The organism is Pseudarthrobacter sp. L19 (assembly GCF_050859435.1).
Classification (GTDB): domain Bacteria; phylum Actinomycetota; class Actinomycetes; order Actinomycetales; family Micrococcaceae; genus Arthrobacter.
Genome location: NZ_CP193935.1, coordinates 3,413,964 through 3,436,341, shown reverse-complemented (window position 1 = coordinate 3,436,341; position 22,378 = coordinate 3,413,964). Strand labels below are relative to the sequence as shown.

The following is a 22,378-nucleotide window of genomic DNA, read 5'->3' as shown; positions in this document are numbered from 1 at the left end:
ATGCCCGGAATGTCTGAGACCCATGATGCTGCACGGCAGGTTTCAGATGAGCCGAGCCCGCGCCGTCTTTTGTCCTCCGAGAAGGTCTACGAGGGCCGGATCTGGGACGTGGTCAGCGACAGCTTCCAGCTGAACGAGGACGGCGACGCCCTGACCCGGGACTACATCGACCACCCCGGCGCGGTGGCCGTGCTGCCGATGAACGACGACGGCGAGATCCTCCTGATCAAGCAGTACCGGCACCCGGTGGGCATGGCGCTGTGGGAGATCCCGGCCGGGCTGCTCGACGTCGAGGGCGAAGACTTCGTGGCGGGCGCCGCCGAGGAACTCGCCGAGGAAGCCGATTTGGTGGCCGCGGAATGGAACGTGCTGGCCGACTTCTTCAACTCGCCGGGCTCCTCCAGCGAGGCCATCAGGATCTACCTGGCCCGCGGGCTGAGTGACGTGCCCGGCCACGAACTGCACGTCCGCACCGACGAGGAAGCCGAGATCGAGTTGCACTGGCTGCCGCTGGATGCGGCCGTCTCGGCGGTGCTGGAGGGGCGCCTGCACAACCCGTCCGCCGTCGTCGGCATCCTCGCCGCTGCCGCCGCCAAGGCCGACGGCTTCGAGCGGCTTCGGCCCGCGGACGCGCCCTGGCCGGCGCACCCCAGCCAGCGCGGATGACCGGCCTGCTGGCGGCTGAGCCTCCCGCGGGGACTGCCTCCGCTACCGACCCGGCGGAACCGGCAGCCGGGGCCGCCACCAGGGACGCCCCCGGGGCAGTGCAGCCCGGCCGCCCACCGACGTCGACCGCGCCATCACCGACTACCTGCAGCACATGGGGGTCGAGCGCGGACTGGCCGCCAATACGCTGTCCGCGTACCGGCGGGACCTCGCCCGCTACGCCCGCCACCTGGCCGCCGCCGGGCGCAACCGCCCCGAGGACATCACCCGGCGGGACGTCACCGCCTTCGTCCGGGCCCTCTCCGACGGCTCCGACGGCGGGACCGTGCTGGGCGTGCGGTCCGCGGCCCGCACCGTCGTCGCGGTCCGGGGGCTGCACAAGTTCTGGGCCCTCGAGGGCCTTACCCCGACCGACCCTGCCAGCGACGTCCACCCCCGATGCCCGGCAAACGGCTGCCCAAGGCCATCACGGTGGACGAGGTCACCCGCATCCTGGAGGCGGCGGGCACGGACACCGCCACCGGTCTGCGCGACCGGGCGTTGCTGGAATTCCTCTACTCCACCGGGGCCCGAATCAGCGAGGCAGTCGGACTGGACGTGGACGACATCGCCCTCGCCGGGACTGCCCCGGACGACGGCGGGGGCCGGCGATCGTGCGCCTCTTCGGCAAGGGCTCCAAGGAACGGCTGGTGCCGCTGGGGTCCTACGGCGCCCGCGCGCTCGACGCCTACCTGGTCCGGGGACGGCCGCTCCTCGCGGCCAAGGGCAAGGGCACACCCGCGCTTTTCCTCAACGCCCGCGGCGGCCGGATCAGCCGCCAAAGCGCCTGGACCATCCTGAAAACGGCGGCCGAAAAGGCCAACATCACCAAGGACGTCTCCCCGCACACGCTCCGGCACTCCTTCGCCACCCACCTGCTGGAGGGCGGCGCCGACGTCCGCGTGGTCCAGGAACTGCTGGGGCACGCCTCGGTGACCACCACGCAGGTCTACACCCTGGTCACGGCCGACACGCTGCGCGAGATCTACGCCGCCGCACACCCGCGCGCCCTGGGCTAGCCGCCGGCGCTCTCCCGGCGCGTTCCCCAGACGTTGCGGCACTTCTCCTGATCTTCGACACGCCCGTGTGTAAGGATCCGGGCACCCCGGGACACTGATTGGGTAGAACCACGTCATCGATTGTTCGGGGGAAACATCATGTTGGCTGCGAAGGAGCAGGCATTCATTGAGCTGCATGACCAGCACGCCGCCCGTGTCTACGGCTACATTGCCCGCCGCATCAACGACGCCCACCGGGCCGAGGAGCTCGCCGCGGACGTCTTCCGCATCGCCTGGGAGAAGCAGTTGCCTGAACCGCCCGGCGTCGGCTGGCTTCTGGCAACCGCCCGGAACGTCCTCGGCAACGAATACAAGGGCCGTCGCCGTCGGCAGGAACTCTTCGAACGCCTCGCCGAGGAGGCGCGCACGGAGGACGCCACCGCCACCGGTGACCAGCGCTCCGTCGTGGCCGCCGTGCTGTTGAAACTCCGGGACAAGGACCGCGAAATCCTCATGCTGACTTACTGGGAGGATCTCAGCGGCGCCGAACTGGCCGCAGCCCTCGGCTGTTCGGTATCGGCCGCCGGCGTCCGGCTGCACCGGGCCCGGCGTGCCTTCGCGAATGCCGCCCCCGCCCACCTGATGACAGAACGGAGAGACTAGCCATGGACCGCATCGAACAGCTCATGAAGGACATCAAGCCGTCGGTCACGGTCCCGGACCGCGGGGTCCTCCGCTCGGAGGTGACGTCCACGGACCCGAACGTGGTCACCATGCCGCGGGCCCACCGGGCCCGGGGCACTTCGGCACTGAGCAGTCCAGGGCACCGCGAGCGGACCCGGAAACGCCGCACCAGGATTGCCACCGTGGCTGCCGCCGGCCTCGCCGCCGCCGCGGTTGCGGGCGCCGTCTTCGTGGGCGGGAACTTCCCGACGGCCCCCGGACCCGCGCAGCCGGTACCCGCCGGGCCGAACATCACGATCAGTGAGAGCGCCCCGCCCCCGGCCCCGGCGTCGCCGTCAGCATCGCCGTCGTCCGCTCCCGTGCAATCCGGGCAGCCCTCGCCCAGCCAGTCCGTGCCGCTCAGCACCGGGGGCGTGGCCTGCACCATGGCCAACGTCGACCAGCAACGCAACGACCAACAGCGGGCGATCATCCCCGTGCCCGCCAACCAGCAGCAGTACTACACCGTGCTGGGCTGCGCCGACGGCTGGCTCGCCTACTCCACCTCGGAGGAAGGGGCGATGGCCATGAAACTCGACGGCGGCAATGTCTGGTTCCACCTCGCCAAGCTTCAGAACGGGCGCTTCCTCTGTGACTACCGGCAAGTCTGGTCGAGCGTATTTGACTGGGACTTCCAGGCGACGAACAACCAGGGGCTCACGGCGCAGCAGGCCATGGACAAGGAGTTTGCCGAGAAGGGAATTCCGGTGAACCTGCGGCAGCAGTTGGTCGGTGAAGGCCCGGCAGGCAAATAGAGGCGCCCGGAGAGCAGCTACTAGGCTGAAACCATGACAGCCGCACCGGTGACCCTCTGCTTCGCCCTCCGGGACACGCCCGACGGGACCGAGGTGCTGCTGGGCCTGAAACGGACCGGGTTCGGGCTGGGAAAGATAGTCGGCATCGGCGGCCACGTCGAACCCGGGGAGACCGACTCCCAGGCGGTTGTCCGGGAGGTCTTCGAGGAAACCGGACTGGTTGTGGCCGAAGCCGACCTCAGCCACGCTGGCCTCGTGGAGTTCATCTTTCCCGCCCGCATCGAGTGGAACATGTCCTGCCGGCTCTTCACCACCCGGCGCTGGCACGGCGAACCGGCAGAGAGCCGGGAGATCACCCCGGAATGGTTCAGCACCACGGATCTGCCCCTGGAACGCATGTGGCAGGACGCCGAACACTGGCTGCCTCCGGCGCTCTCGGGCGAGACGATCGACGTCGTCGTCGTCCTGAATGACGACAACGAAACGGTGGCGTCCGTCCGCTATCCCGATGAGCAAGGGAAGGGTACGCAGGGGACCGGCGCCCAGCGCTAACCCCACCAAACGCAGCGGCCCGGCCACCCACGAAGGGGTGGCCGGGCCGCTGCGTTCGCTTTACCGCCTGAGGCGGGGAAGCAAGACGGGATCTACGGCACGTGCCGTTCTTCCACGCCGTTGTACTCGCTCAGCGGGCGGATCAGGGAGTTCGAGTCGAGCTGCTCCATGATGTGCGCCGTCCAGCCGGTGATCCGGCTGGCGACGAACAGGGGAGTGAACGTCGGGGTGTCGAAGCCCATCAGGTGGTAGGTCGGTCCGGCCGGGTAGTCGAGGTTCGGCTTGATGGCCTTGGCCTCGTCCATGGCGGTTTCCAGCCCGTTGTACAGCCCCAGCAGCTCGGGCCGACCGTAGTGGGCGATCATCTTGTCCAGCGCCGCCTTCATGGTCGGGACGCGGGAGTCACCGTGCTTGTAGACGCGGTGGCCGAAGCCCATGACCTTCTTCTTCTTGGCCAGGGCGTCCTCCATCCAGGCCTTGGCCCGGGCGGCGGCTTCCTCGAGCGACTCTTCCTGCCGGATGCCGATCTCGTCGAAGGTGTGCATGACGGCCTCGTTGGCGCCGCCGTGCAGCGGTCCCTTGAGGGCACCGATCGCCCCGGTCACGGCCGAGTGCAGGTCCGAGAGCGTCGAGGTGATCACCCGGGCGGTGAAGGTCGAGGCGTTGAAGGAGTGCTCCGCGTACAGGATCATCGAGACGTTGAACGCCTCGACGACTTCCTGGACCGGCTCCTCGCCGAACGCCATCCAGAGGAAGTTGGCCGAGTAGCCCAGGTCGTCGCGGGGCTCCACGACGTCCTGCCCGTGCCGCCGGCGCTGGTCATACGCCACAACAGCGGGCATCGCGGCGAACAGGTCCACGGCCTTGGCCATGTTGGCCTCCCGGGAGGAGTCCTCCGCCAGCGGGTGCCGGGCGCCCAGCACCGACGCCGCCGTCCGGCAGACATCCATCGGGTGCGCCGTGACGGGGAGGGCGTCGATGACGGTCTTCAGCACCGGGTCCAGTGCACGTCCGGCGCGCTCCTTGGCGGTGAACTCCGCCAACTGCCCGTCGGTCGGCAGCTCGCCGTTCCAGAGCAGGTAGGCCACTTCCTCGAAGCTGCACTTGGCGGCCAGCTCCTGGACGGGGTAGCCGCGGTACAGCAGCGAGTTGGTTTCCGGGTTGACCTTGGACACCGCGGTGTAGTCCACCACGACGCCGGCAAGGCCCTTTTTGATCTCGTTGTCAGCCATGCTGAACTCCTTTGTTCCTAACGCCTGTTGTCCGGCCGGGGCCGGCGGTCCGGTGGGGTGTCAGATGCCGGGGATCTGGAAATTGAACACCCCGGTGTCGAAGCGGTTATAGGCCTCGTAGTCCACGAGGTCATACAGCCGTGCACGGGTCAGCATGTTGGGAACCTGTGCCTCCTGGGTGCCGTCTGATTTGATCGTCTCCAGAGTACGCTCCGCCGCACCCATGGCACTACGAAGCAGGGTCACCGGGTAGATGATCATGTTGACGCCGACGCCGGCCAGCTCGTCCACCGTGAACAGCGCGCTCTTGCCGAACTCGGTCATGTTCGCCAGGATCGGCACGTCCACGGCGTCGCGGATGGCCTGGAACTCGGAGAGATCCTTCATCGCTTCGGGGAAGATCGCGTCGGCACCGGCCTCCACCAGGGCCTTGGCGCGCTGCTGGGCAGCCTCCAGGCCGTCGGTGGCGCGGATGTCGGTGCGGGCCATGATCAGGAAGTTCGGGTCCCGGCGGGCGTCGGCCGCGGCGCGGATCCGCTTGGTGGCGGTGTCCAGGTCCACGACGTTCTTGCCGTCGAGGTGCCCGCAGCGCTTCGGGTTGAACTGGTCCTCGATGTGCAGGCCGGCCAGGCCGGCGTTCTCGAGTTCCTGGACGGTCCGGGCGACGTTCATCGGCTCACCGAAGCCGGTGTCAGCGTCCACGATCGAGGGCAGGTCCGTCATCCGGGCGATCTGCCCGGCCCGGGTGGCCACCTCGGTGAGCGTGGTCAACCCGATGTCCGGCAGGCCCAGGTCGTTGGCCAGGACGGCGCCGGAGATGTACACCCCGGCGAAGCCCTTCTCCTCGATCAGCCGCGCCGAGAGCGGGCTGAACGCGCCGGGGAACTGCGCGATGGTGCCGGAGGAGAGCAGCTCACGGAAACGGATCCGCTTCTGCTCCGGCGTGGTCTTCGAGTACAGCATTAGAAGAGTCCCTTCGGTGCGGCCGTCAGGTCGATCACGCCGTCGGCTGCCTTGATGTTCAGCTGGTCCAGCTCACCGGCGGCGAGCTCGGGCAGGCGGGCGGCTGCGGCGAGGAAGCGCTCGATCTCTTCCTCGGCCACGAGGCCCGCGGCGAGGGTGCGGAACTTGTTCACGTACTGCTCGCGGGCGAACGGCCGGGCGCCGAGCGGGTGGGCGTCTGCGACGGCGATCTGGTCTGTGATGACGGTGCCGTCCTTGAGCGTGATCTCTACCGAGCCGCCGAAGGCCTTCTCGGAGATGTCCAGGCTGTGGTAGCGGCGGGTCCATTCGGGATCCTCCACCGTGGTGACCTTGTGCCAGAGTTCCACCGTGTCCGGCCGGCCCGCGCGCTCGGGGAGTAGGAGTCCACGTGGTGCCAGCGGCCGTCCTGCAGGGCGACGGTGAAGATGTAGGGAATGGAGTGGTCCAGGGTTTCCCGGCTGGCGGTGGGGCTGTACTTCTGCGGGTCGTTCGCGCCGGAGCCGATCACGTAGTGCGTGTGGTGGCTGGTCTTGATCAGGACGGATTCGACGTTGGCCGGGTCCGTGACCTCCGGGTGCTCGCCGTGCAGCTTGCGGGCGAGGTCGATCCAGGCCTGCGCCTGGTATTCGGCGGAGTGCTCCTTGGTGTAGGTGTCCAGGATGGCGCGCTTGGCCTCGCCCTCCTCGGGCAGCGGTACCAGGTAGTCCGCGGTGGGGCCGTCCAGCATCCAGGCGATGACGCCGTCTTCGCCTTCGTAGATCGGCACGGGGGAGGTCTGGCCGCGCATGGCGCGGTCTGCGGCCTCGACGGCCATCTTGCCGGCGAACGCCGGGGCGTGTGCCTTCCAGGTGGAGATCTCGCCCTTGCGGGACTGCCGGGTGGCGGTGGTGGTGTGCAGGCCCTGGCCGACGGACTGGAAGATGGTCTCGACGTCGAGGCCCAGCAAGGTGCCGATGCCGGCGGCGGCGGAGGGGCCCAGGTGGGCGACGTGGTCGATCTTGTGCTTGTGCAGGCAGATGGCCTTAACCAGGTTGACCTGGATTTCGTAGCCGGTAGCGATGCCGCGGATCAGGTCGCGGCCGCTGGAGCCGACGTGCTGGGCGACGGCCAGGATCGGCGGGATGTTGTCGCCCGGGTGGGAATACTCGGCGGCCAGGAAGGTGTCGTGGTAGTCGAGTTCGCGGACGGCCACGCCGTTGGCCCAGGCAGCCCACTCGGGGGAGACGCGCTCTTCGATGCCGAAGACCTTGGAACCCTTGCCGCCGGTGCTGGGGCCGTGGGTGAGGGCCTGGGCGCGGGCCGCAACGATCGGCGCGCGGTTCAGCGAGGCGATGGCCACGGACGCGTTGTCGATGATGCGGTTGATCACCATGTCGGTGACCTCGTCGGTGACCTCCACCGGGTCGGCGGCGACCTTGGCGATCTTGTAGGCCAGCTGGTCCTCGCGGGCCAGGTTTTCCTCGCTCTTGTAGACGCGGACGTGGTGTTCCTTGACCATGGTGCTCCTTCTGAGGGGGTCCGTACCTAGTGCGGTACGTGGGTTGCTTTGACGTGGGAAAGACTGCGGTGCAGGTGAAGCGTGGTGGCGGCCTCGGCCAGCCGGGGGTTGCCCGCCGCGATGGCCTCGGCGATCGCCGCGTGCTCGGCGGCCGCGGCGGTGAGGCGTGCGGCGTCGTCGGCGGCGAGCCGGCGCACCCGGACCAGGTGCACGCGCAGGCTGCGCATCGCCTGGGCCAGGTAGGCGTTGGAGATGGCGGCGTCGACGGCGGCATCGAGCCGGCTGACGAGGTCGTAGTAGTCGTGCCGGGCGGGATCGGCGCCGTTGATCAGCTCCGGCGCCCGCAGCAGCTCGCGCTGCAGCCCGGCGAAGACGGTCGGGTCGCCGCGTTCGGCGGCCAGCGCCGCGGCCTTGCCTTCCAGGGTTTCGCGAAGCTCGAAGAGTTCGTCGATGTCCTCCAGCGAGATGTCGGTGACCACGACGCCGCGGCCGCCCGCCGTCGTCGTCAAACCCTCCGCGGTGAGCCGGCTCAGCGCCTCCCGCAGCGGGGTCCGGGAGACGCCAAGGCGCTCGGACTGCTCCACCTCGGCGAGGACTGTGCCGGGAGCCAGCCGCCACTCGATAATGTCGTCGCGGAGTGCCGCATAGGCCCTGTCGCTGGCGCGCATGATGCTCTCCTTCCTCGCCGAATCCCCACCAGTGTATACACAGACTGCTTCGCATCCAAGCAATCTGGCAGAAAAACCTAGATAGGCCTATCTCGTGTATACAAAGCCCTTGTGAGTGCCGCCGCGTCCGTCTAGCATGGTCTGCATCACAACGTCGTGGAACGGGAGAACGCCATGGGCAACGCCGGCAACCGGGAGACCCCGGAACGCAGCTCCGACACCAGCAGCGCCGAAGAACGCAGCACCTCCAGCTACGGGAGCAGCTATGCGCGCAGCATCGACCAGCCGGAAGACTTCTGGCTCGACGCGGCCCGCAAGGTCGACTGGAGCGTCCCGCCCACCCGAGCCCTGGATTCGAGCCGCGCCCCGCTCTACGGCTGGTTCCCCGACGGCGAACTGAACACCTGCTTCAATGCCCTGGACCGGCACGTGGCCGCCGGCCACGGCGACCGGACGGCGCTGATCTACGACTCCGCCATGCTGGGCCTCCGGAAGAGCTTCACCTACGCAGAGCTGACGGACCAGGTGGCGCGGTTCGCCGGTGTCCTCCGCGCCCGGGGCGTGGGCCGCGGCGACCGGGTGGTCATCTACATGCCGATGATCCCCGAGGCGGCCATCGCCATGCTCGCCACGGCGCGGCTCGGTGCCGTCCACTCGGTGGTTTTCGGCGGCTTCGCGCCCAAGGAGCTCGCCGCCCGCATCCGCGACGCCGGTCCGGCCGCCGTCGTCACCGCCTCGGGCGGCATCGAGCCGGCCCGCCGGATCGAATACCTGCCCGCCGTCGCGGAGGCGCTGGAGCTCGCCGGAACCCCGGACACCCCGGTTCTGGTCAAGGCGCGGGACGGCTTCGCCGACACCGCCGCGAACCACGGCGGCTGGCTCGATTGGGACACCGAGATGGCGGCCGCCGAGCCGGCCGCCCCGGTCAACGTCAAGGCCACCGACCCGCTGTACATCCTCTACACCTCCGGAACCACCGGCACCCCCAAGGGCGTGGTGCGGGACAACGGCGGCCATGCCGTGGCGCTGAGCTGGACGCTGGAGAACATCTACGACGTCGGCCCCGGCGACGTCATGTGGACCGCCTCCGACGTCGGCTGGGTGGTGGGCCACTCCTACATCGTCTACGGGCCGCTGCTGGCCGGGGCCACCACCGTCATGTACGAGGGGAAGCCGGTGGGCACCCCGGACGCCGGCGCCTTCTGGCGGGTGATCCAGGACCACAAGGTCAACGTCCTCTTCACGGCCCCGACGGCCCTGCGGGCCATCCGCAAGGCCGACCCGGAGGCGGACCTGCTGAAGAACTATGACATCTCCAGCTTGCGGACCCTGTTCGCCGCGGGGAGCGGCTGGACACGGACACCTTCCACTGGGCCGCCCGGGTCCTCGGGGTGCCGGTGGTGGACCACTGGTGGCAGACGGAGACCGGCTGGGCCATCTGCGCGAACCCGCGCGGCATGGCGGAACTGCCCATCAAGGCCGGATCCCCGAGCGTTCCGATGCCGGGCTTCCGGCTGCAGGTCCTCGACGGCGCGGGGGAGGAAGTGGAACCGGGAACGGAGGGGAACATCGTCCTGGGGCTGCCGCTGCCGCCTGGCACCCTGGCCACCCTCTGGCGCAACGACGACCGCTACGTCTCCTCCTACCTGCAGGCGTTCGAGGGCTACTACGCCACCGGCGACTCCGGCTACCGGGACGAGGACGGCTACCTCTTCGTCATGGGCCGCACCGACGACATCATCAACGTGGCCGGCCACCGTCTCTCTACCGGGGCGATGGAGCAGGTGATTGCCCAGCATCCCGCCGTCGCCGAGTGCGCCGTGATCGGCCTGGCCGACCCGCTCAAGGGACAGCGGCCCAGCGGCTACGTGGTCCTCAAATCCGGCGTCGACGTGCCGGGGGAGGTGTTGGCCAAGGAGCTGGTGGCCCTGGTCCGGCGCGACATCGGTGCCGTGGCGGACTTCAAGCACGTCACCGTGGTGGAGGCGCTGCCCAAGACCCGCTCGGGCAAGATCCTCCGCAAGACCATGCGGCAGATCGCCGACGGCGAGGACTACGTGGTGCCCTCCACCATCGAGGACGCGGGCGTGATCGAGCAGCTGCTGGACACCCTGCGGCCCGACGCGGCACGGTCCTGACCAACGCTGTCCTGACCAGCGCTTACTAGGACGCCGGGTCCTGGACAGCGCTTCCTAGGACGCCGGCCGGCTCCAGCGGTATTCGTTCTCCGGCCGGCCCGGCGCGCCGTAGCGGGCCGTGCGGGCTACGGTCCCGGCGTCGGCCAGGTACTCCAGATAGCGTCGGGCGGTCACCCGGGACATGCCCAGGGCCTCCATCACCTCGCTGGCGGACACGGCCCCCGCCTGGCGCTTCATGAACTCCTGCACCGACTCCAGGGTGGAGGCGGAGAGCCCCTTGGGCAGCGGCAGCTCCGAGGGGGCGCGCAGGCTCGCGAACGCCTGGTCAACGTCGCTCTGCGAGGCGCCGCTCCCTGGTCCGCCGCCACCGGGGAGGCCAGCTGCTCACGGAACTGCCGGTAGCTGCGCAGCTTGTCCGCGAACGTGGCGAAGGTGAAGGGCTTGATCAGGTACTGCACGACGCCGGTGGCCACGGCGCTGCGGACAATGTTCAGTTCACGCACGGCGGTGATGGCGATGATGTCCGCGAAGAGCCCGGCGGTGCGCATCCGGCGGGCGATGTCCAGGCCGTGCAGATCCGGCAGGTTCATATCCAGCAGGACAAGCTCCACCGGCTGGCCTGCTGCGTTGAGCTCCGTCAGCAGGCGCAGGGCCGACTGCCCGTCCGGGGCGGAGCCGGCGAGGGTGAAGCCCTCCAACCGGCCGATGTACGCGGCGTGCGCGGCGGCCGCGATCGGCTCGTCCTCGACGACGAGCACACGGATCTCATTCATGGTGTCCCTCTGCAATACCGGCCGCCGCGTTCCCCGCGGCCTGCCCCGTCGGCAGGCTGACCCGGAACAGTGCCCCGGCCGGGCTGGTGATTGTCATGGTACCGCCCAGCCGCCGGACCGCCTGCCGGACCAGCGCCAGGCCCAGCCCGCGGCCGAAGGGCCCGGACTCCTTGGTGCTGAAGCCGTGCCGGACGACGTCGTCCACCGCCGCCGGGTCGATGCCTGGCCCGCTGTCCTCCACGGTGATCTCCAGGCCTTCCGGCGCGGCGGTGACGCTCAGCTCCACCAGCCGCGGCGGGGGAGCGTCCGCGGCGGCGTCGATCGCGTTGTCCAGCAGGTTGCCCAGGATTGTCACCAGATCCTGCACGGCCAGGCCGGTCACGGAGGTGGAGCCGGCTGTGGTGAGAATCAGCTCCACGCCGCGTTCGTGCGCCTGGGCGGACTTGCCCATCACCAGGGCCGCCAGGACCGGCTCCTCGATGGAACCCACCAGGTCATCGGTGAGCCGCTGGGACAGCTCCAGGTCCTTGGTGGCGAAGTCCAGCGCCTCGGCGTCCCGGCCCAGCTCCATCAGCGACACCATGGTGTGCAGCCGGTTGGCATGCTCGTGCGTCTGTGCCCGCAGCGCGTCCGAGAGCGTCCGCATGGTCTCCAGCTCGCTGCCCAGGGACTCGATCTCGGTCCGGTCCCGGATGGTGGCCACCGTCCCGAAGACCGGCCGCCGCGACGCCCCCCGCTGCCGCCGGGCCGGTCGCGGGCCTGCCAGCGGCCCCGGCGCGGGACCCACCGCGGGGCCCTGATTGACCACCAGTACGCGCTCGCCGGTGAGATGGATTTCGTCCTGGGCCACCCGCCCGGACCGGAACAGCTCCCGCAGGCTCGGCGCCAGCGGCAGCTCCGCCAGCGTGGGGGCGTCGGCCGGGCGGCCGACGCCGCCGCGGTTTGCGCCGCGGTTAGCGCCTCGGGCGGCACCGCCGTCGGCGTCCACCGCCGCATCCGCGGGCCGCGGCGGCACGCCCAGCAGCGCCGCCGCCTGGTCGTTGTACATCACCACCCGGCCGCGCGGGTCGATCAGGATCACGCCCTCACGCACCGAGTGCAGCACGGACTCGTAGTAGGCAAACAGCTGGGCAAGCTGCTCCGGGCCCCAGCCGCGGGTCACGCGCCGCAGGTACCGGCCCAGCAGCCAGGACGCCACCGACCCGCCGGCCAGCAGCGCCGCTGCGATCACCAGCAGTGCCGGCAGCCGGCCGGAGAACGCCACGTCCACCGTCCCCACGGTCACACCCGCGGCCACCAGCGCTTTGACCGTGCCGTTGGCGTCCTTGACCGGGGCGATGGTGCGCACCGAGGGGCCCAGCGTCCCGGCCATGATCTCGGTGAAGACCCGGCCCTGCAACGCCGCATCAATCGACCCGATGTACGGTTTGCCCAGCTCCTCGTCCCGGGGGTGGGTCCAGCGGGTCCGGTCCGGGGCCATGATCGTGATGAAGTCAGCCTGGGCGTCCCGCATCACTTCCATGGCGTACGGCTGCAGCAGCGCCGACGGGTTCGGCGCCGCGGCGGCCTGCAGGACCAGCGGGTTGTCCGCCACCGAGGTGGCGATTCCGGCCATCCGCCGCCCGGCCTCCTGGTACGCGTGGTCCCGTGCGTCCACATAGGTGGCGGTGCCGACGACGGCGGTCAGCGCCAGCATGAACAGCAGATGGGCCACGAAAAGGCGCCGGGCGATGCTCCAGTGGTGGATCAAAGTGCACCCTCCATGACCAATATGAACGCAACGGTGATGCGCGTCACTCCGTACCCAATGATGGAGGAACACGCAGAAAGGACGGATGCGTCCACGGACAGCATCGACGTCCAGCCTATCCAAGGAGAAATACCATGGCCTCTCAACGAGGAGAGTCAGCGGCAACGGCCGCGGCGCCGGTCAAGCGCAAGGGGCTGGACAAGTCCCACTACCTGTACATCGCGGTCATCGTGGCCGTCGTCCTCGGCGCCGTCGTTGGCCTGATGTTCCCCGAGGTTGGCAAGTCCCTCAAGCCGCTCGGCGACGGTTTCGTCAAGCTCATCAAGATGTTGATCGCCCCCGTCATCTTCTGCACCATCGTGCTGGGCATCGGCTCGATCGCCAAGGCGGCAACGGTCGGCAAGGTCGGCGGCCTGGCCCTCGGCTATTTCATCGTCATGTCGACCTTCGCCCTAGCCATCGGCCTCGTCGTCGGCAACCTGATCCACCCGGGCACCGGCCTCAAGCTGGCCCCCTACGACCCGAACAAGAAGGCCGCGACAGACAGCACCGTCGACTTCCTGCTTGGCATCATCCCGGGTGACATCCCCGTACTGCCCACACTCTTTGCGGCCATCCTCATTGGTTTCGCACTGCAGAAGATGGGCGCCCAGGGCGCCCCGATCCTCAAGGCCATCGGCCACGGCCAGACCCTCGTGTTCCGCCTCCTGATCATGATCATGTGGCTGGCCCCGGTGGGTGCGTTCGGTGCCATCGCCGCCGTCGTCGGCGCCACCGGGGTGCAGGCCATCATCAGCATGGCCACGCTGATGGTCGCCTTCTACATCACCTGCGCCGTCTTCATCATCGTGATCCTCGGCGGTGTGCTCAAGGTGGTCTCCGGCGTCAGCATCTTCCGGCTGATGAAGTACCTGGCCCGCGAATACCTGCTGATCTTCTCCACCTCCTCTTCGGAGTCGGCCCTGCCCCGGCTGATCGCGAAGATGGAACACCTGGGTGTCTCCAAGCCGGTCGTCGGCGTTACCGTCCCCACCGGTTACTCGTTCAACCTGGACGGCACGGCCATCTACCTGACGATGGCGTCGCTGTTCGTCGCCAACGCCATGGGCACCCCGCTGGACCTCGGTGCGCAGATCTCGCTGCTGATCTTCATGATCATCGCTTCCAAGGGCGCCGCCGGTGTTACCGGCGCCGGCCTCGCCACCCTGGCCGCCGGCCTCCAGGCCCACCGCCCCGAGCTGCTCGGCGGCGTCGGCATGATCGTCGGCATCGACCGGTTCATGTCCGAGGCCCGCGCGCTGACCAACTTCACCGGCAACGCCGTCGCCACCATCCTGATCGGCACCTGGGTCAAGGAGATCGACGGCGGCCAGGTCGAGCGTGTCCTCTCCGGCGCCCTTCCCTTCGACGAGCAGACCATGATCGCCGGTCACTCCGCCGTTCAGCCCGCCGTCGAGCCGGCACACCAGCCGGTCCCGGCCAACGCCTAAGGAACGCCCCGCACCACCCCGAAACCGCCCGGAGGCAGCCGCTGCGTCCGGGCGGTTTTCTGCGCCCGGGCGGACCGCCCAAAGACAACCCTCGACCTCTACTAGAAGGTCAAGGCGCGCAAAACGGCGGTTGTCAAGGTCCGTCGAATACCGTGTCGGGGGCTGTAACCTTGGGAGGAATAACGATCGCCGCCGACGAACCGCGGCGGGATCGGGCAGCAAATATCACCGTCATCGAAAGTGTGGATAGATACGTGAGCAGCGAACAGGGGTCAGCCACCCTGGAAGGCACCGGACTCGACCTGGACGACGCCGTCATGGGGCCCACCGGGCGTCCCCTGCGGGAGTTCCCTGAGCCCGCGCCGCTGTCCTCCCACGGCCCGGCCCGCGTCATCGCCATGGTGAACCAGAAGGGTGGCGTCGGCAAGACGACGTCCACCATCAACCTGGCCGCGGCCCTGGCCGAGTACGGCCGCCGCGTCCTGCTGGTGGACTTCGATCCGCAGGGTGCGCTGTCCGCCGGCCTCGGCACCAATCCGCACGAGCTGGACCTCACGGTCTACAACGTTCTGATGGACCGCAAGGTGGACATCCGCGACGCGATCCAGAAGACCGGCGTCGAGAACGTGGACCTGCTCCCGGCCAACATCGACCTCTCCGCCGCCGAGGTGCAGCTGGTCAACGAGGTGGCCCGCGAACAGGTCCTGGACCGGGCGCTCAAAAAGGTCGAGGACGACTACGACGTCGTCCTCATCGACTGCCAGCCCTCCCTCGGCCTGCTCACGGTCAACGCCCTCACCGCCGCGCACGGCGTCATCATCCCGCTGATCTGCGAGTTCTTCGCCCTCCGCGCCGTGGCCCTGCTGGTCGAGACCATCGACAAGGTCCAGGACCGGCTCAACCCCCGCCTGCAGGTCGACGGCGTCCTCGCCACCATGTACGACGCGCGGACCCTGCACGGCCGCGAGGTCATCGCCCGGCTGGTCGAGGCCTTCGGCGACAAGGTCTTCGAAACCGTCATCAAGCGCTCCATCAAGTTCGCCGACGCCACCGTCGCTGCGGAACCGATCACAAGCTACGCCGGGAACCACGCCGGCGCGGACGCCTACCGCCGCCTGGCCAAGGAACTCATCTCGCGCGGCGGCGCGCCCTAGGCACCGTGACGGCGACGCTCACCGCGCCGGAGGAGCTGTCACCGGCGGCGAAGAAGCCCGGCTTCGAGGTCCGGCTGGCCAACTTCACCGGCCCCTTCGACCTTCTGCTGGGCCTGATCTCCAAGCACCAGCTGGACATCACCGAGGTGGCGCTGGCCACCGTCACCGACGAGTTCATCAAGTACACCCGGAAGCTCCAGGAGCAGGGGGAGGACTGGGCCCTCGACGAGGCCAGCGAGTTCCTGGTGGTGGCGGCCACCCTGCTGGACCTCAAGGCCGCCCGGCTGTTGCCCGCCGGCGAGGTCGAGGACGCCGAGGACGTGGCGCTGCTTGAGGCCCGGGACCTGCTGTTCGCCCGGCTGCTGCAGTACAAGGCCTTCAAGCACGTCGCCGGCCTGCTCGGCGCCACACTGGAACAGGAGGCGCAGCGCTACCCCGCCAGGTGGCCCTCGAGGAACACTTCGCCGCGCTGCTGCCCGACCTGGTCTGGAAACACACGCCGGCCCAGTTCGCCGCCCTCGCCGGCGCCGCACTGACCCCCAAGGCCGCCGCACCCACCGAGGTGGGCCTGGCGCACCTGCACGGCAGCCCCGTCAGCGTCCGGGAACAGGCGGAGATCCTCGGGCTGCGCCTGCGGCAGGGCCGGCCGCTGACCTTCCGGGCCTTGACCGCCGACGCCGAATCCACCCTGGTGGTAGTGGCCCGCTTCCTGGCCCTGCTGGAGATGTTCCGCGACAAGGCGGTCTCCTTCGACCAGCTGCAGCCCCTCGGCGAACTCTCCGTGCACTGGACGGCCGCCGACCCCGAATGGAACAGCGCGGCCCTGAGCGAGGAATACGAGGACCAGCCATGACCACCGGACCAGACACGCGCCCCGGAGAAGCGGGCACCGCCGCCGGACAGGCGGACCCGGGGACACCCGACGTCGCGGATCTTCCCGGCGGCGTCCGCGCCGCACTGGAGGCCGTGCTGATGGTGGTCGACGAACCGGCGACGGCGGAGCAGCTCGCCGAGGGCCTCGGCCAGCCCGCCGACGTCGTCGAGGACCTGCTCGAGGACCTGCGGCGGGAGTATAACGGCTATACTGGAAGTTCCCCGGATGTGGCCACAGCCCCCCGGGGTTTCGAATTGCGGAACATCGCCGGTGGCTGGCGGATCTATTCCCGGGCCGAATTCGCCGACGTGGTTGGCGGATTCGTCCTCGAAGGCCAGACGGCCAGGCTGACGCAGGCGGCGCTCGAAACGCTCGCCGTGGTCGCCTACCGGCAGCCCGTGTCCCGGGCCAGGGTCTCGGCAATTCGAGGCGTCAATGTCGACTCCGTGGTGCGGACGCTTGTGCAGCGCGGACTGATCGAGGACTCGGGACATGATCCCGAATCCGGGGCAGTCCTCTACCGCACCACCTCGTATTTCCTGGAACGGATGGGAATCGGGTCGGTGGCGGAACTGCCCCAGCTCTCCCCGCACCTTCCCGGACTCGAGGGCATCGCGGAGTACTACGACGCCGGACGCATGTAACAGCACCACACACCAGCGGGCAGCCACGCAGCCTGCGCAGAGATTTCACCACAACGAAGGACGGGTCATGACACAGGCGGGACGCCAGGGTTCACCACGTAACGGTTCGGGACGAACCGGAGCCGGCAACAAGGCCGGACACAACACACCGCGCAGCCAGGGAGCCGGCGGCGCCGGCCGCGGCCAGCGCGACGGCGGCAAGGGCGGCTTCCCCGGCGGTGCGGACCGCGGCTTCAAGCGGCCCAAGCCGCGCGAGGAAGCCTTCATCGACCCGGACCTGAACCCGGGTCCGGTGGAGCCGGCACAGCGCGGCGGCAGGCCCGCGGCGAAGAAGCCCGGAGCCCGCAAGCCCGGCGCGGGCAAGGCCCCGGGCACTCCCGGCGCCCTGAAGCCCAAGCCCCGCATCGGGGCCGGCGCCGCCAAGGCCACCGGCTCGAAGGCCTTCGGCAGCGAACGCTTCGGCCAGAACCTCGGCCCGGTCCGCAAGCCCACCCGCAAGCGCGGCCCCCGCGGCGCCGTGCCGCAGTCCGAGCTGCACGACGAAGACGGTATCCGGCTGCAAAAGGTCATGGCCTCCGCCGGCGTCGCCTCCCGTCGTGTCTGCGAGGAGATGATCGCCGAGGGCCGCGTCGAGGTGGACGGCCGCGTCGTCACCGAACTCGGCATGCGGGTGGACCCCGCCACCTCCGTGATCCACGTCGACGGCCTGCGCATCCAGCTGGACGAAAACATGGTCTACATGGTCTTCAACAAGCCCAAGGGCGTTGTCTCCACCATGGAAGACCCGGACGGCCGGCCCTGCATCAGCGACTTCGTCCGCAACCACCACGGCGAGCGGCTCTTCCACGTGGGCCGGCTCGACGTCGCCACCGAAGGCCTGCTGCTGCTGACCAACGACGGCGAACTGGCCAACCGGCTCACGCACCCCTCCTACGAGGTGCCCAAGACCTACCTGGTCCAGGTCCGCGGCCCGTTCCCGCAGGGCGTCGGCGCCCAGCTGAAGGCCGGCGTCGAGCTCGAGGACGGCATGGCCTCGGTGGATTCCTTCCGGCTGGTCGACTCCACCCCGGGCCACGTGCTGATCGAGGTGGTCCTGCACTCGGGTAAGAACCGGATCGTGCGCCGCCTCTTCGACGCCGTCGGGTTCCCCGTGCTGCGCCTGGTCCGCGTCAAGGTCGGCCCCATCGGCCTGGGCGACCAGCGCCAGGGCAGCATCCGCAACCTCGGCAAGCAGGAAGTCGGCCACCTGCTGGCATCCGTGGGGCTGTAGGCATGTCCGCTTTCCGCACCCACGGCCGCGGGCACCTCAACGGCCCCGTGGTCGTCGTGGGCACCGGGCTGCTGGGCACCAGCGTCGGGCTGGGACTGCGCGGCCGCGGCGTCCCGGTGTACCTGACCGACCCCTCGCCGACCAACCAGGCCGTCGCCGTCGACATCGGCGCCGGCCTGCCGCTGGAGCGGCTCGAGGGGGAGGCCCCGGAGCTCGTCGTCGTGGCGGCCCCGCCGGACGTGACGGCGGACGTCGTCGCCCGCGCGCTGGCGGACTACCCGGACGCCACCGTGGTGGACATCGCCAGCGTCAAGGCAGGCATCCAGGCCGAGCTCCGCGACCGCGGGGCCGACCTGGGCCGCTACGTCGGCACCCACCCGATGGCCGGCCGGGAGAAGTCCGGGCCGGTCGCCGCGCGCGGGGAACTCTTCACCTCTATGCCGTGGGTGCTGTGCCCGACGCCGGAGACCCGGCCCGAGGCCCTCACGACGGCGCGCGCGCTGGCGGGCGACCTCGGCGCCGTCGTCGCCGAATTCGGCGCCCAGGAACACGACGACGCCGTGGCGCTGGTCTCGCACCTGCCCCAGGTGATGTCCTCGCTGCTGGCCAGCCGGCTGCAGGGCACGCCGCTGCACGCGCTGTCCCTCGCCGGGAACGGGCTCCGGGACACCACCCGGATCGCCGCCAGCGACCCGACGCTGTGGGTGCAGATCCTCGGCGCCAACGCAGAGCCCATGGTGGGGCTGCTGCACAGCGTCCGGGAGGACCTGAACCGCCTGATCGGCACCCTGGAGAACCCCACCGCGCCCGGCGCGCGGCTGGACCTGGCGCAGCTGATCAGCGAGGGCAACGCCGGCCAGGCCCGCATCCCGGGCAAGCACGGCGGGCCGCCGCAGGCGTACTCCTGGCTCACCGTCCTGGTGGACGACACGCCGGGGCAGATCGCCCGGCTGCTCACCGAGATCGGCGAGATCGGCGTCAACCTCGAAGACCTGCGCCTGGATCACTCCTCCGGCCAGAACGTGGGCATGGTGGAGATCTCCGTTCTGCCCAACAAACACGAAATGCTCATCGAAGCCCTCAACGACCGCGGATGGCGGGTACTCCAGTAATGACCCAGGAAACAGCAGCAGTAGCGACGGACGTGGTCCGTCCCGGCAAGAGCCTTGTCGTCGCCATTGACGGGCCCTCCGGGTCGGGCAAGTCCAGTGTCAGCAAGGAGGTGGCCCGCCGGCTCCGGCTGGCCTACCTGGACACCGGCGCCATGTACCGGGCCCTGACCTGGTACTGCCTCGACGCCGGGACCGACCTGGCCGACGGGCAGGCCGTCGAGGACGCCGCCGAGGTCCTGGACCTGGACATCAGCACCAGCGCGGGGAGGAGTACGTGCGCGTGGGCGGCGTGGACATCACCGACGCCATCCGTGAACCCTCCATCTCCGCCGCGGTCAGCGCCGTCGCCACCAACCTGGGCGCACGCACCGAACTGATCCGCCGCCAGCGCGCACTGATCGACAAGCACCACCGCCGCATGGTGGTGGAGGGCCGGGACATCACCACCGTCGTCGCGCCCAACGCCGAGGTGCGGATGCTGCTGACCGCCAGCGAGGAGGCCCGGCTGCGCCGCCGCGGCCTGCAGCTGGACGGCACCCAGAACGCAGAACAGCTCGCCGCGCAGGTCACGGCGCGGGACGCCAAGGACTCCACCGTGGTGAACTTCACCCGGGCCGCCGACGGCGTGGTCACCCTGGACTCCTCGGACCTGGACTTTGAGCAGACCGTCGACGCGGCCCTCGGGATCGTGCGCCGGGTCGTCGAGCACGCGCCCTTCACCCGTGACTGAGCGCGCGGCCGCGGGCCCCGGACGCCTGTTCCTCACCGGGACCATGGCCTGGAGCCGACCCGTGGGCTGGGCGCTTGACCACCTCGTCTACCGGACCACCGTCAGCGGACGGGCCAACGTTCCGCAGGCCGGCCCGGTAATCTTCGCCGGGAACCACATCAGCTACCTCGACGGGCCGGTGATGTTCGGTGCCGCCCCGCGGTCGATGCACATCCTGGTCAAGCAGGAGATGTTCGGCGGCATCCTGGGCCGGGTGCTCACCGCCGCGGGCCAGCTGCCCGTGGACCGGTCCGGGGACCGCGCGGCGCTGCAGCGCGCCAAGGCCATCCTCGACGCCGGATCCTGCGTGGGCATCCTTCCCGAAGGCACCCGGGGGAGCGGCCAGGCGGCGGCGATCAACAACGGGGTGGCCTGGCTGGCGCTGAACTCGGCGGCCACCGTCATCCCGGTCGCCATCCTCGGAACCCGCACCGGCGACGAACACCTCAACACCGTGCCCCGCCCGGGCCGCCGGCTGCACGTCAGCTTCGGCCCGGCGCTGACCGCGGACCGCAGGCCGGGGGAGACCGGGCGTGCTTCAATGGACAGGGTGGGAACCGGGATCCGTGCTGCGCTGGCGCGGCACGTCCAGGACACCATCCAGGCCAGCGGACACCGCCTGCCCGACGCGGAAACAGAAACCGCGGCACCCGAACCACCAAAAACACAGCATGAACGCCAGACAGCAGTAGCCGGAGAGCCGGCAGATCACCACCTAAGGAAAGTGCAATGAGCGATACGACTCAAACCTCCGGCAACTTCGGCGCCGGCGAAGACGAATACACGCCCACCGGCACGGACCAGGTGGCGGAGAACCTCGCCGCCCTGGACGACGATGAGGCCGACCTCCGCGCCGCGTCGCTGCGCGCCGGCCTGGAAGACTACGAGCTCGACGAGGACGACGCCGCGCTGCTCAGCGGCGACTTCGAGGACGAGGACTTCGACGGCCCGCTGAAGCTGGACCCCGTCCTGGCCATCATCGGCCGCCCGAACGTGGGCAAGTCCACGCTGGTCAACCGCATCCTGGGCCGCCGCGAGGCCGTCGTCGAGGACACCCCCGGCGTCACCCGCGACCGCGTGATGTACTCAGCGCACTGGAACGGCCGCAACTTCACCCTGGTGGACACCGGCGGCTGGGAGCACGACGCCCGCGGCATCCACGCCCGCGTCGCCGAGCAGGCCGAGATGGCCGTGGAACTGGCCGACGCCGTGCTCTTCGTGGTGGACTCCGCCGTCGGCGCCACCGCAACGGACGAGGGCGTCATGAAGATGCTCCGCAAATCCAAGAAGCCGGTCATCATGGTGGCCAACAAGGTGGACGACTTCGCCCAGGAGGCCGACTCGGCCGCGCTCTGGGGCCTCGGCTTCGGCGAGCCCTACCCGGTCTCCGCCCTGCACGGCCGCGGCGTGGCCGACCTGCTGGACCACGTCATGGACACCCTGCCCGAGTTCTCCACCATCGAGGGCCTGGAACGCAGCGGCGGCCCCCGCCGCATCGCGCTGATCGGCCGCCCGAACGTGGGCAAGTCCTCGCTGCTGAACAAGCTGGCCGGCTCCGAGCGCGTCGTCGTCGACAACACCGCCGGCACCACCCGCGACCCGGTGGACGAATTCATCGAACTCGGCGGCCGCACCTGGCGCTTCGTGGACACCGCCGGCATCCGGCGCCGCCAGCACATGGCCCAGGGCGCCGACTTCTACGCCTCCCTCCGCACCCAAAGTGCCCTCGAAAAGGCCGAGGTCGCCGTCGTGCTCCTCGCCGTGGACGAGGTCCTCAGCGAGCAGGACGTCCGCATCCTGCAGCTGGCCATCGAATCCGGCCGGGCGCTGGTGCTGGCGTTCAACAAGTGGGACCTGCTGGACGACGAACGCCGGATCTACCTCGAGCGCGAGATCGACCGCGACCTGGCCCACGTGGCCTGGGCCCCCCGGGTGAACATCTCCGCCAAGACCGGCTGGCACAAGGACCGCCTGGTCCCCGCCCTGGACACCGCGCTGGAAAGCTGGGACAAGCGCATCCCCACCGGCCGGCTCAACGCCTTCCTCGGCGAACTGGTCGCGGCGCACCCGCACCCGGTCCGCGGCGGCAAGCAGCCCCGCATCCTGTTCGGCACCCAGGCCTCCAGCCGACCGCCGAAGTTCGTCCTCTTCACCACCGGGTTCCTGGACCCGGGCTACCGCCGCTTCATCACCCGCCGCCTGCGCGAAACCTTCGGCTTCGAGGGCACCCCGATCGAGGTCAACATGCGCGTCCGGGAAAAGCGCAGCAAGAAGCGTTAATTCGGACAC

15 protein-coding genes and 6 pseudogenes are annotated in these 22,378 nt (G+C 69.7%); 15 read left to right on the top strand and 6 right to left on the bottom strand.

Translation table 11 applies throughout. The features are described from left to right. The 5 genes and pseudogenes from ACRQ5B_RS16405 (at position 1) to ACRQ5B_RS16385 (ending at position 3,733) form a co-directional block, all read left to right on the top strand. Positions 1-666, top strand: coding sequence for an NUDIX domain-containing protein (locus tag ACRQ5B_RS16405; RefSeq protein WP_432395713.1), 666 nt, complete (start codon positions 1-3; stop codon positions 664-666). A gap of 154 nt (positions 667-820) precedes the next feature. Further along, a pseudogene (gene xerD, locus ACRQ5B_RS16400) lies at positions 821-1,724 on the top strand (site-specific tyrosine recombinase XerD). Positions 1,725-1,862: 138 nt separating this feature from the next. After that, positions 1,863-2,366, top strand: coding sequence for an RNA polymerase sigma factor (locus ACRQ5B_RS16395; RefSeq protein ID WP_432395711.1), 504 nt, complete (start codon positions 1,863-1,865; stop codon positions 2,364-2,366). 2 nt (positions 2,367-2,368) lie between these two features. Next, entirely contained in the window at positions 2,369-3,181 is an 813-nt protein-coding gene (locus ACRQ5B_RS16390) for a hypothetical protein (protein WP_432395708.1), read from the top strand. 33 nt (positions 3,182-3,214) lie between these two features. Beyond that, positions 3,215-3,733 carry an 8-oxo-dGTP diphosphatase gene (locus ACRQ5B_RS16385; RefSeq protein WP_432395705.1) on the top strand — a complete coding sequence of 173 codons (519 nt, stop codon included), beginning with the start codon at positions 3,215-3,217 and terminating at the stop codon, positions 3,731-3,733. Between the two features lie 92 nt (positions 3,734-3,825). Here ACRQ5B_RS16385 and ACRQ5B_RS16380 read toward each other — a convergent pair whose 3' ends face one another. The 4 genes and pseudogenes from ACRQ5B_RS16380 to ACRQ5B_RS16365 form a co-directional block, all read right to left on the bottom strand. Then, positions 3,826-4,965, bottom strand: a complete 1,140-nt coding sequence (locus ACRQ5B_RS16380) for a bifunctional 2-methylcitrate synthase/citrate synthase (protein ID WP_412882659.1) — start codon at positions 4,963-4,965, stop codon at positions 3,826-3,828. 60 nt (positions 4,966-5,025) lie between these two features. Continuing rightward, entirely contained in the window at positions 5,026-5,928 is a 903-nt protein-coding gene (gene prpB / locus ACRQ5B_RS16375; protein WP_364137912.1) for a methylisocitrate lyase, read from the bottom strand. Beyond that, positions 5,928-7,447, bottom strand: a pseudogene (locus tag ACRQ5B_RS16370) (MmgE/PrpD family protein). The gene prpB and the pseudogene ACRQ5B_RS16370 overlap by 1 nt, the downstream one beginning before the upstream one ends. A gap of 26 nt (positions 7,448-7,473) precedes the next feature. Beyond that, entirely contained in the window at positions 7,474-8,115 is a 642-nt protein-coding gene (locus ACRQ5B_RS16365) for a GntR family transcriptional regulator (protein WP_432395701.1), read from the bottom strand. Positions 8,116-8,289: 174 nt separating this feature from the next. Between ACRQ5B_RS16365 and ACRQ5B_RS16360 the strand changes: the two are divergent. Then, a pseudogene (locus tag ACRQ5B_RS16360) lies at positions 8,290-10,253 on the top strand (AMP-binding protein). Between the two features lie 54 nt (positions 10,254-10,307). On the opposite strand, the pseudogene ACRQ5B_RS16355 reads toward ACRQ5B_RS16360, so the two are convergent. After that, a pseudogene (locus tag ACRQ5B_RS16355) lies at positions 10,308-11,026 on the bottom strand (response regulator). Then, on the bottom strand, positions 11,019-12,776 hold the full coding sequence (locus tag ACRQ5B_RS16350) for a sensor histidine kinase (RefSeq protein WP_432395698.1): 1,758 nt from the start codon (positions 12,774-12,776) through the stop codon (positions 11,019-11,021). The pseudogene ACRQ5B_RS16355 and the gene ACRQ5B_RS16350 overlap by 8 nt, the downstream one beginning before the upstream one ends. A gap of 134 nt (positions 12,777-12,910) precedes the next feature. On the opposite strand from ACRQ5B_RS16350, the gene ACRQ5B_RS16345 reads away from it, so the two are divergent. The 9 genes and pseudogenes from ACRQ5B_RS16345 (at position 12,911) to der (ending at position 22,369) form a co-directional block, all read left to right on the top strand. After that, positions 12,911-14,266, top strand: coding sequence for a cation:dicarboxylate symporter family transporter (locus tag ACRQ5B_RS16345; RefSeq protein WP_412882666.1), 1,356 nt, complete (start codon positions 12,911-12,913; stop codon positions 14,264-14,266). A gap of 254 nt (positions 14,267-14,520) precedes the next feature. Continuing rightward, positions 14,521-15,420 carry a ParA family protein gene (locus ACRQ5B_RS16340; protein ID WP_364137898.1) on the top strand — a complete coding sequence of 300 codons (900 nt, stop codon included), beginning with the start codon at positions 14,521-14,523 and terminating at the stop codon, positions 15,418-15,420. 5 nt (positions 15,421-15,425) lie between these two features. Further along, positions 15,426-16,273, top strand: a pseudogene (locus ACRQ5B_RS16335) (segregation and condensation protein A). After that, complete coding sequence (gene scpB / locus ACRQ5B_RS16330) at positions 16,270-16,938, top strand: SMC-Scp complex subunit ScpB (RefSeq protein ID WP_432395693.1); 669 nt, start codon at positions 16,270-16,272, stop codon at positions 16,936-16,938. Before ACRQ5B_RS16335 ends, scpB begins: the two are co-directional and overlap by 4 nt. Positions 16,939-17,005: 67 nt before the next feature. Next, the gene (locus ACRQ5B_RS16325; protein ID WP_412882669.1) at positions 17,006-18,208 is read left to right on the top strand and encodes a pseudouridine synthase; all 1,203 of its coding nucleotides are present in this window, start codon (positions 17,006-17,008) and stop codon (positions 18,206-18,208) included. 2 nt (positions 18,209-18,210) lie between these two features. Next, complete coding sequence (locus ACRQ5B_RS16320) at positions 18,211-19,320, top strand: prephenate dehydrogenase (RefSeq protein ID WP_432395692.1); 1,110 nt, start codon at positions 18,211-18,213, stop codon at positions 19,318-19,320. After that, a pseudogene (gene cmk, locus ACRQ5B_RS16315) lies at positions 19,320-20,050 on the top strand ((d)CMP kinase). Before ACRQ5B_RS16320 ends, cmk begins: the two are co-directional and overlap by 1 nt. A gap of 43 nt (positions 20,051-20,093) precedes the next feature. Then, on the top strand, positions 20,094-20,822 hold the full coding sequence (locus ACRQ5B_RS16310) for a lysophospholipid acyltransferase family protein (protein ID WP_432398789.1): 729 nt from the start codon (positions 20,094-20,096) through the stop codon (positions 20,820-20,822). Continuing rightward, positions 20,819-22,369: a ribosome biogenesis GTPase Der gene (gene der / locus ACRQ5B_RS16305; RefSeq protein ID WP_412882671.1), complete on the top strand. Its 1,551-nt coding sequence runs from the start codon at positions 20,819-20,821 to the stop codon at positions 22,367-22,369. The genes ACRQ5B_RS16310 and der overlap by 4 nt, the downstream gene beginning before the upstream one ends. The last annotated feature ends 9 nt before the right edge of the window (positions 22,370-22,378 follow it).

Excerpts from the sequence above, each read along its gene's own strand:
- ACRQ5B_RS16405 (WP_432395713.1), top strand. The coding sequence starts at position 1 with ATGCCCGGAATGTCTGAGACCCATGATGCTGCACGGCAGGTTTCAGAT.
- ACRQ5B_RS16395 (WP_432395711.1), top strand. The coding sequence starts at position 1,863 with ATGTTGGCTGCGAAGGAGCAGGCATTCATTGAGCTGCATGACCAGCAC.
- ACRQ5B_RS16390 (WP_432395708.1), top strand. The coding sequence starts at position 2,369 with ATGGACCGCATCGAACAGCTCATGAAGGACATCAAGCCGTCGGTCACG.
- ACRQ5B_RS16385 (WP_432395705.1), top strand. The coding sequence starts at position 3,215 with ATGACAGCCGCACCGGTGACCCTCTGCTTCGCCCTCCGGGACACGCCC.
- ACRQ5B_RS16380 (WP_412882659.1), bottom strand. The coding sequence starts at position 4,965 with ATGGCTGACAACGAGATCAAAAAGGGCCTTGCCGGCGTCGTGGTGGAC.
- prpB (WP_364137912.1), bottom strand. The coding sequence starts at position 5,928 with ATGCTGTACTCGAAGACCACGCCGGAGCAGAAGCGGATCCGTTTCCGT.
- ACRQ5B_RS16365 (WP_432395701.1), bottom strand. The coding sequence starts at position 8,115 with ATGCGCGCCAGCGACAGGGCCTATGCGGCACTCCGCGACGACATTATC.
- ACRQ5B_RS16345 (WP_412882666.1), top strand. The coding sequence starts at position 12,911 with ATGGCCTCTCAACGAGGAGAGTCAGCGGCAACGGCCGCGGCGCCGGTC.
- scpB (WP_432395693.1), top strand. The coding sequence starts at position 16,270 with ATGACCACCGGACCAGACACGCGCCCCGGAGAAGCGGGCACCGCCGCC.
- ACRQ5B_RS16325 (WP_412882669.1), top strand. The coding sequence starts at position 17,006 with ATGACACAGGCGGGACGCCAGGGTTCACCACGTAACGGTTCGGGACGA.
- ACRQ5B_RS16320 (WP_432395692.1), top strand. The coding sequence starts at position 18,211 with ATGTCCGCTTTCCGCACCCACGGCCGCGGGCACCTCAACGGCCCCGTG.
- ACRQ5B_RS16310 (WP_432398789.1), top strand. The coding sequence starts at position 20,094 with ATGGCCTGGAGCCGACCCGTGGGCTGGGCGCTTGACCACCTCGTCTAC.
- der (WP_412882671.1), top strand. The coding sequence starts at position 20,819 with ATGAGCGATACGACTCAAACCTCCGGCAACTTCGGCGCCGGCGAAGAC.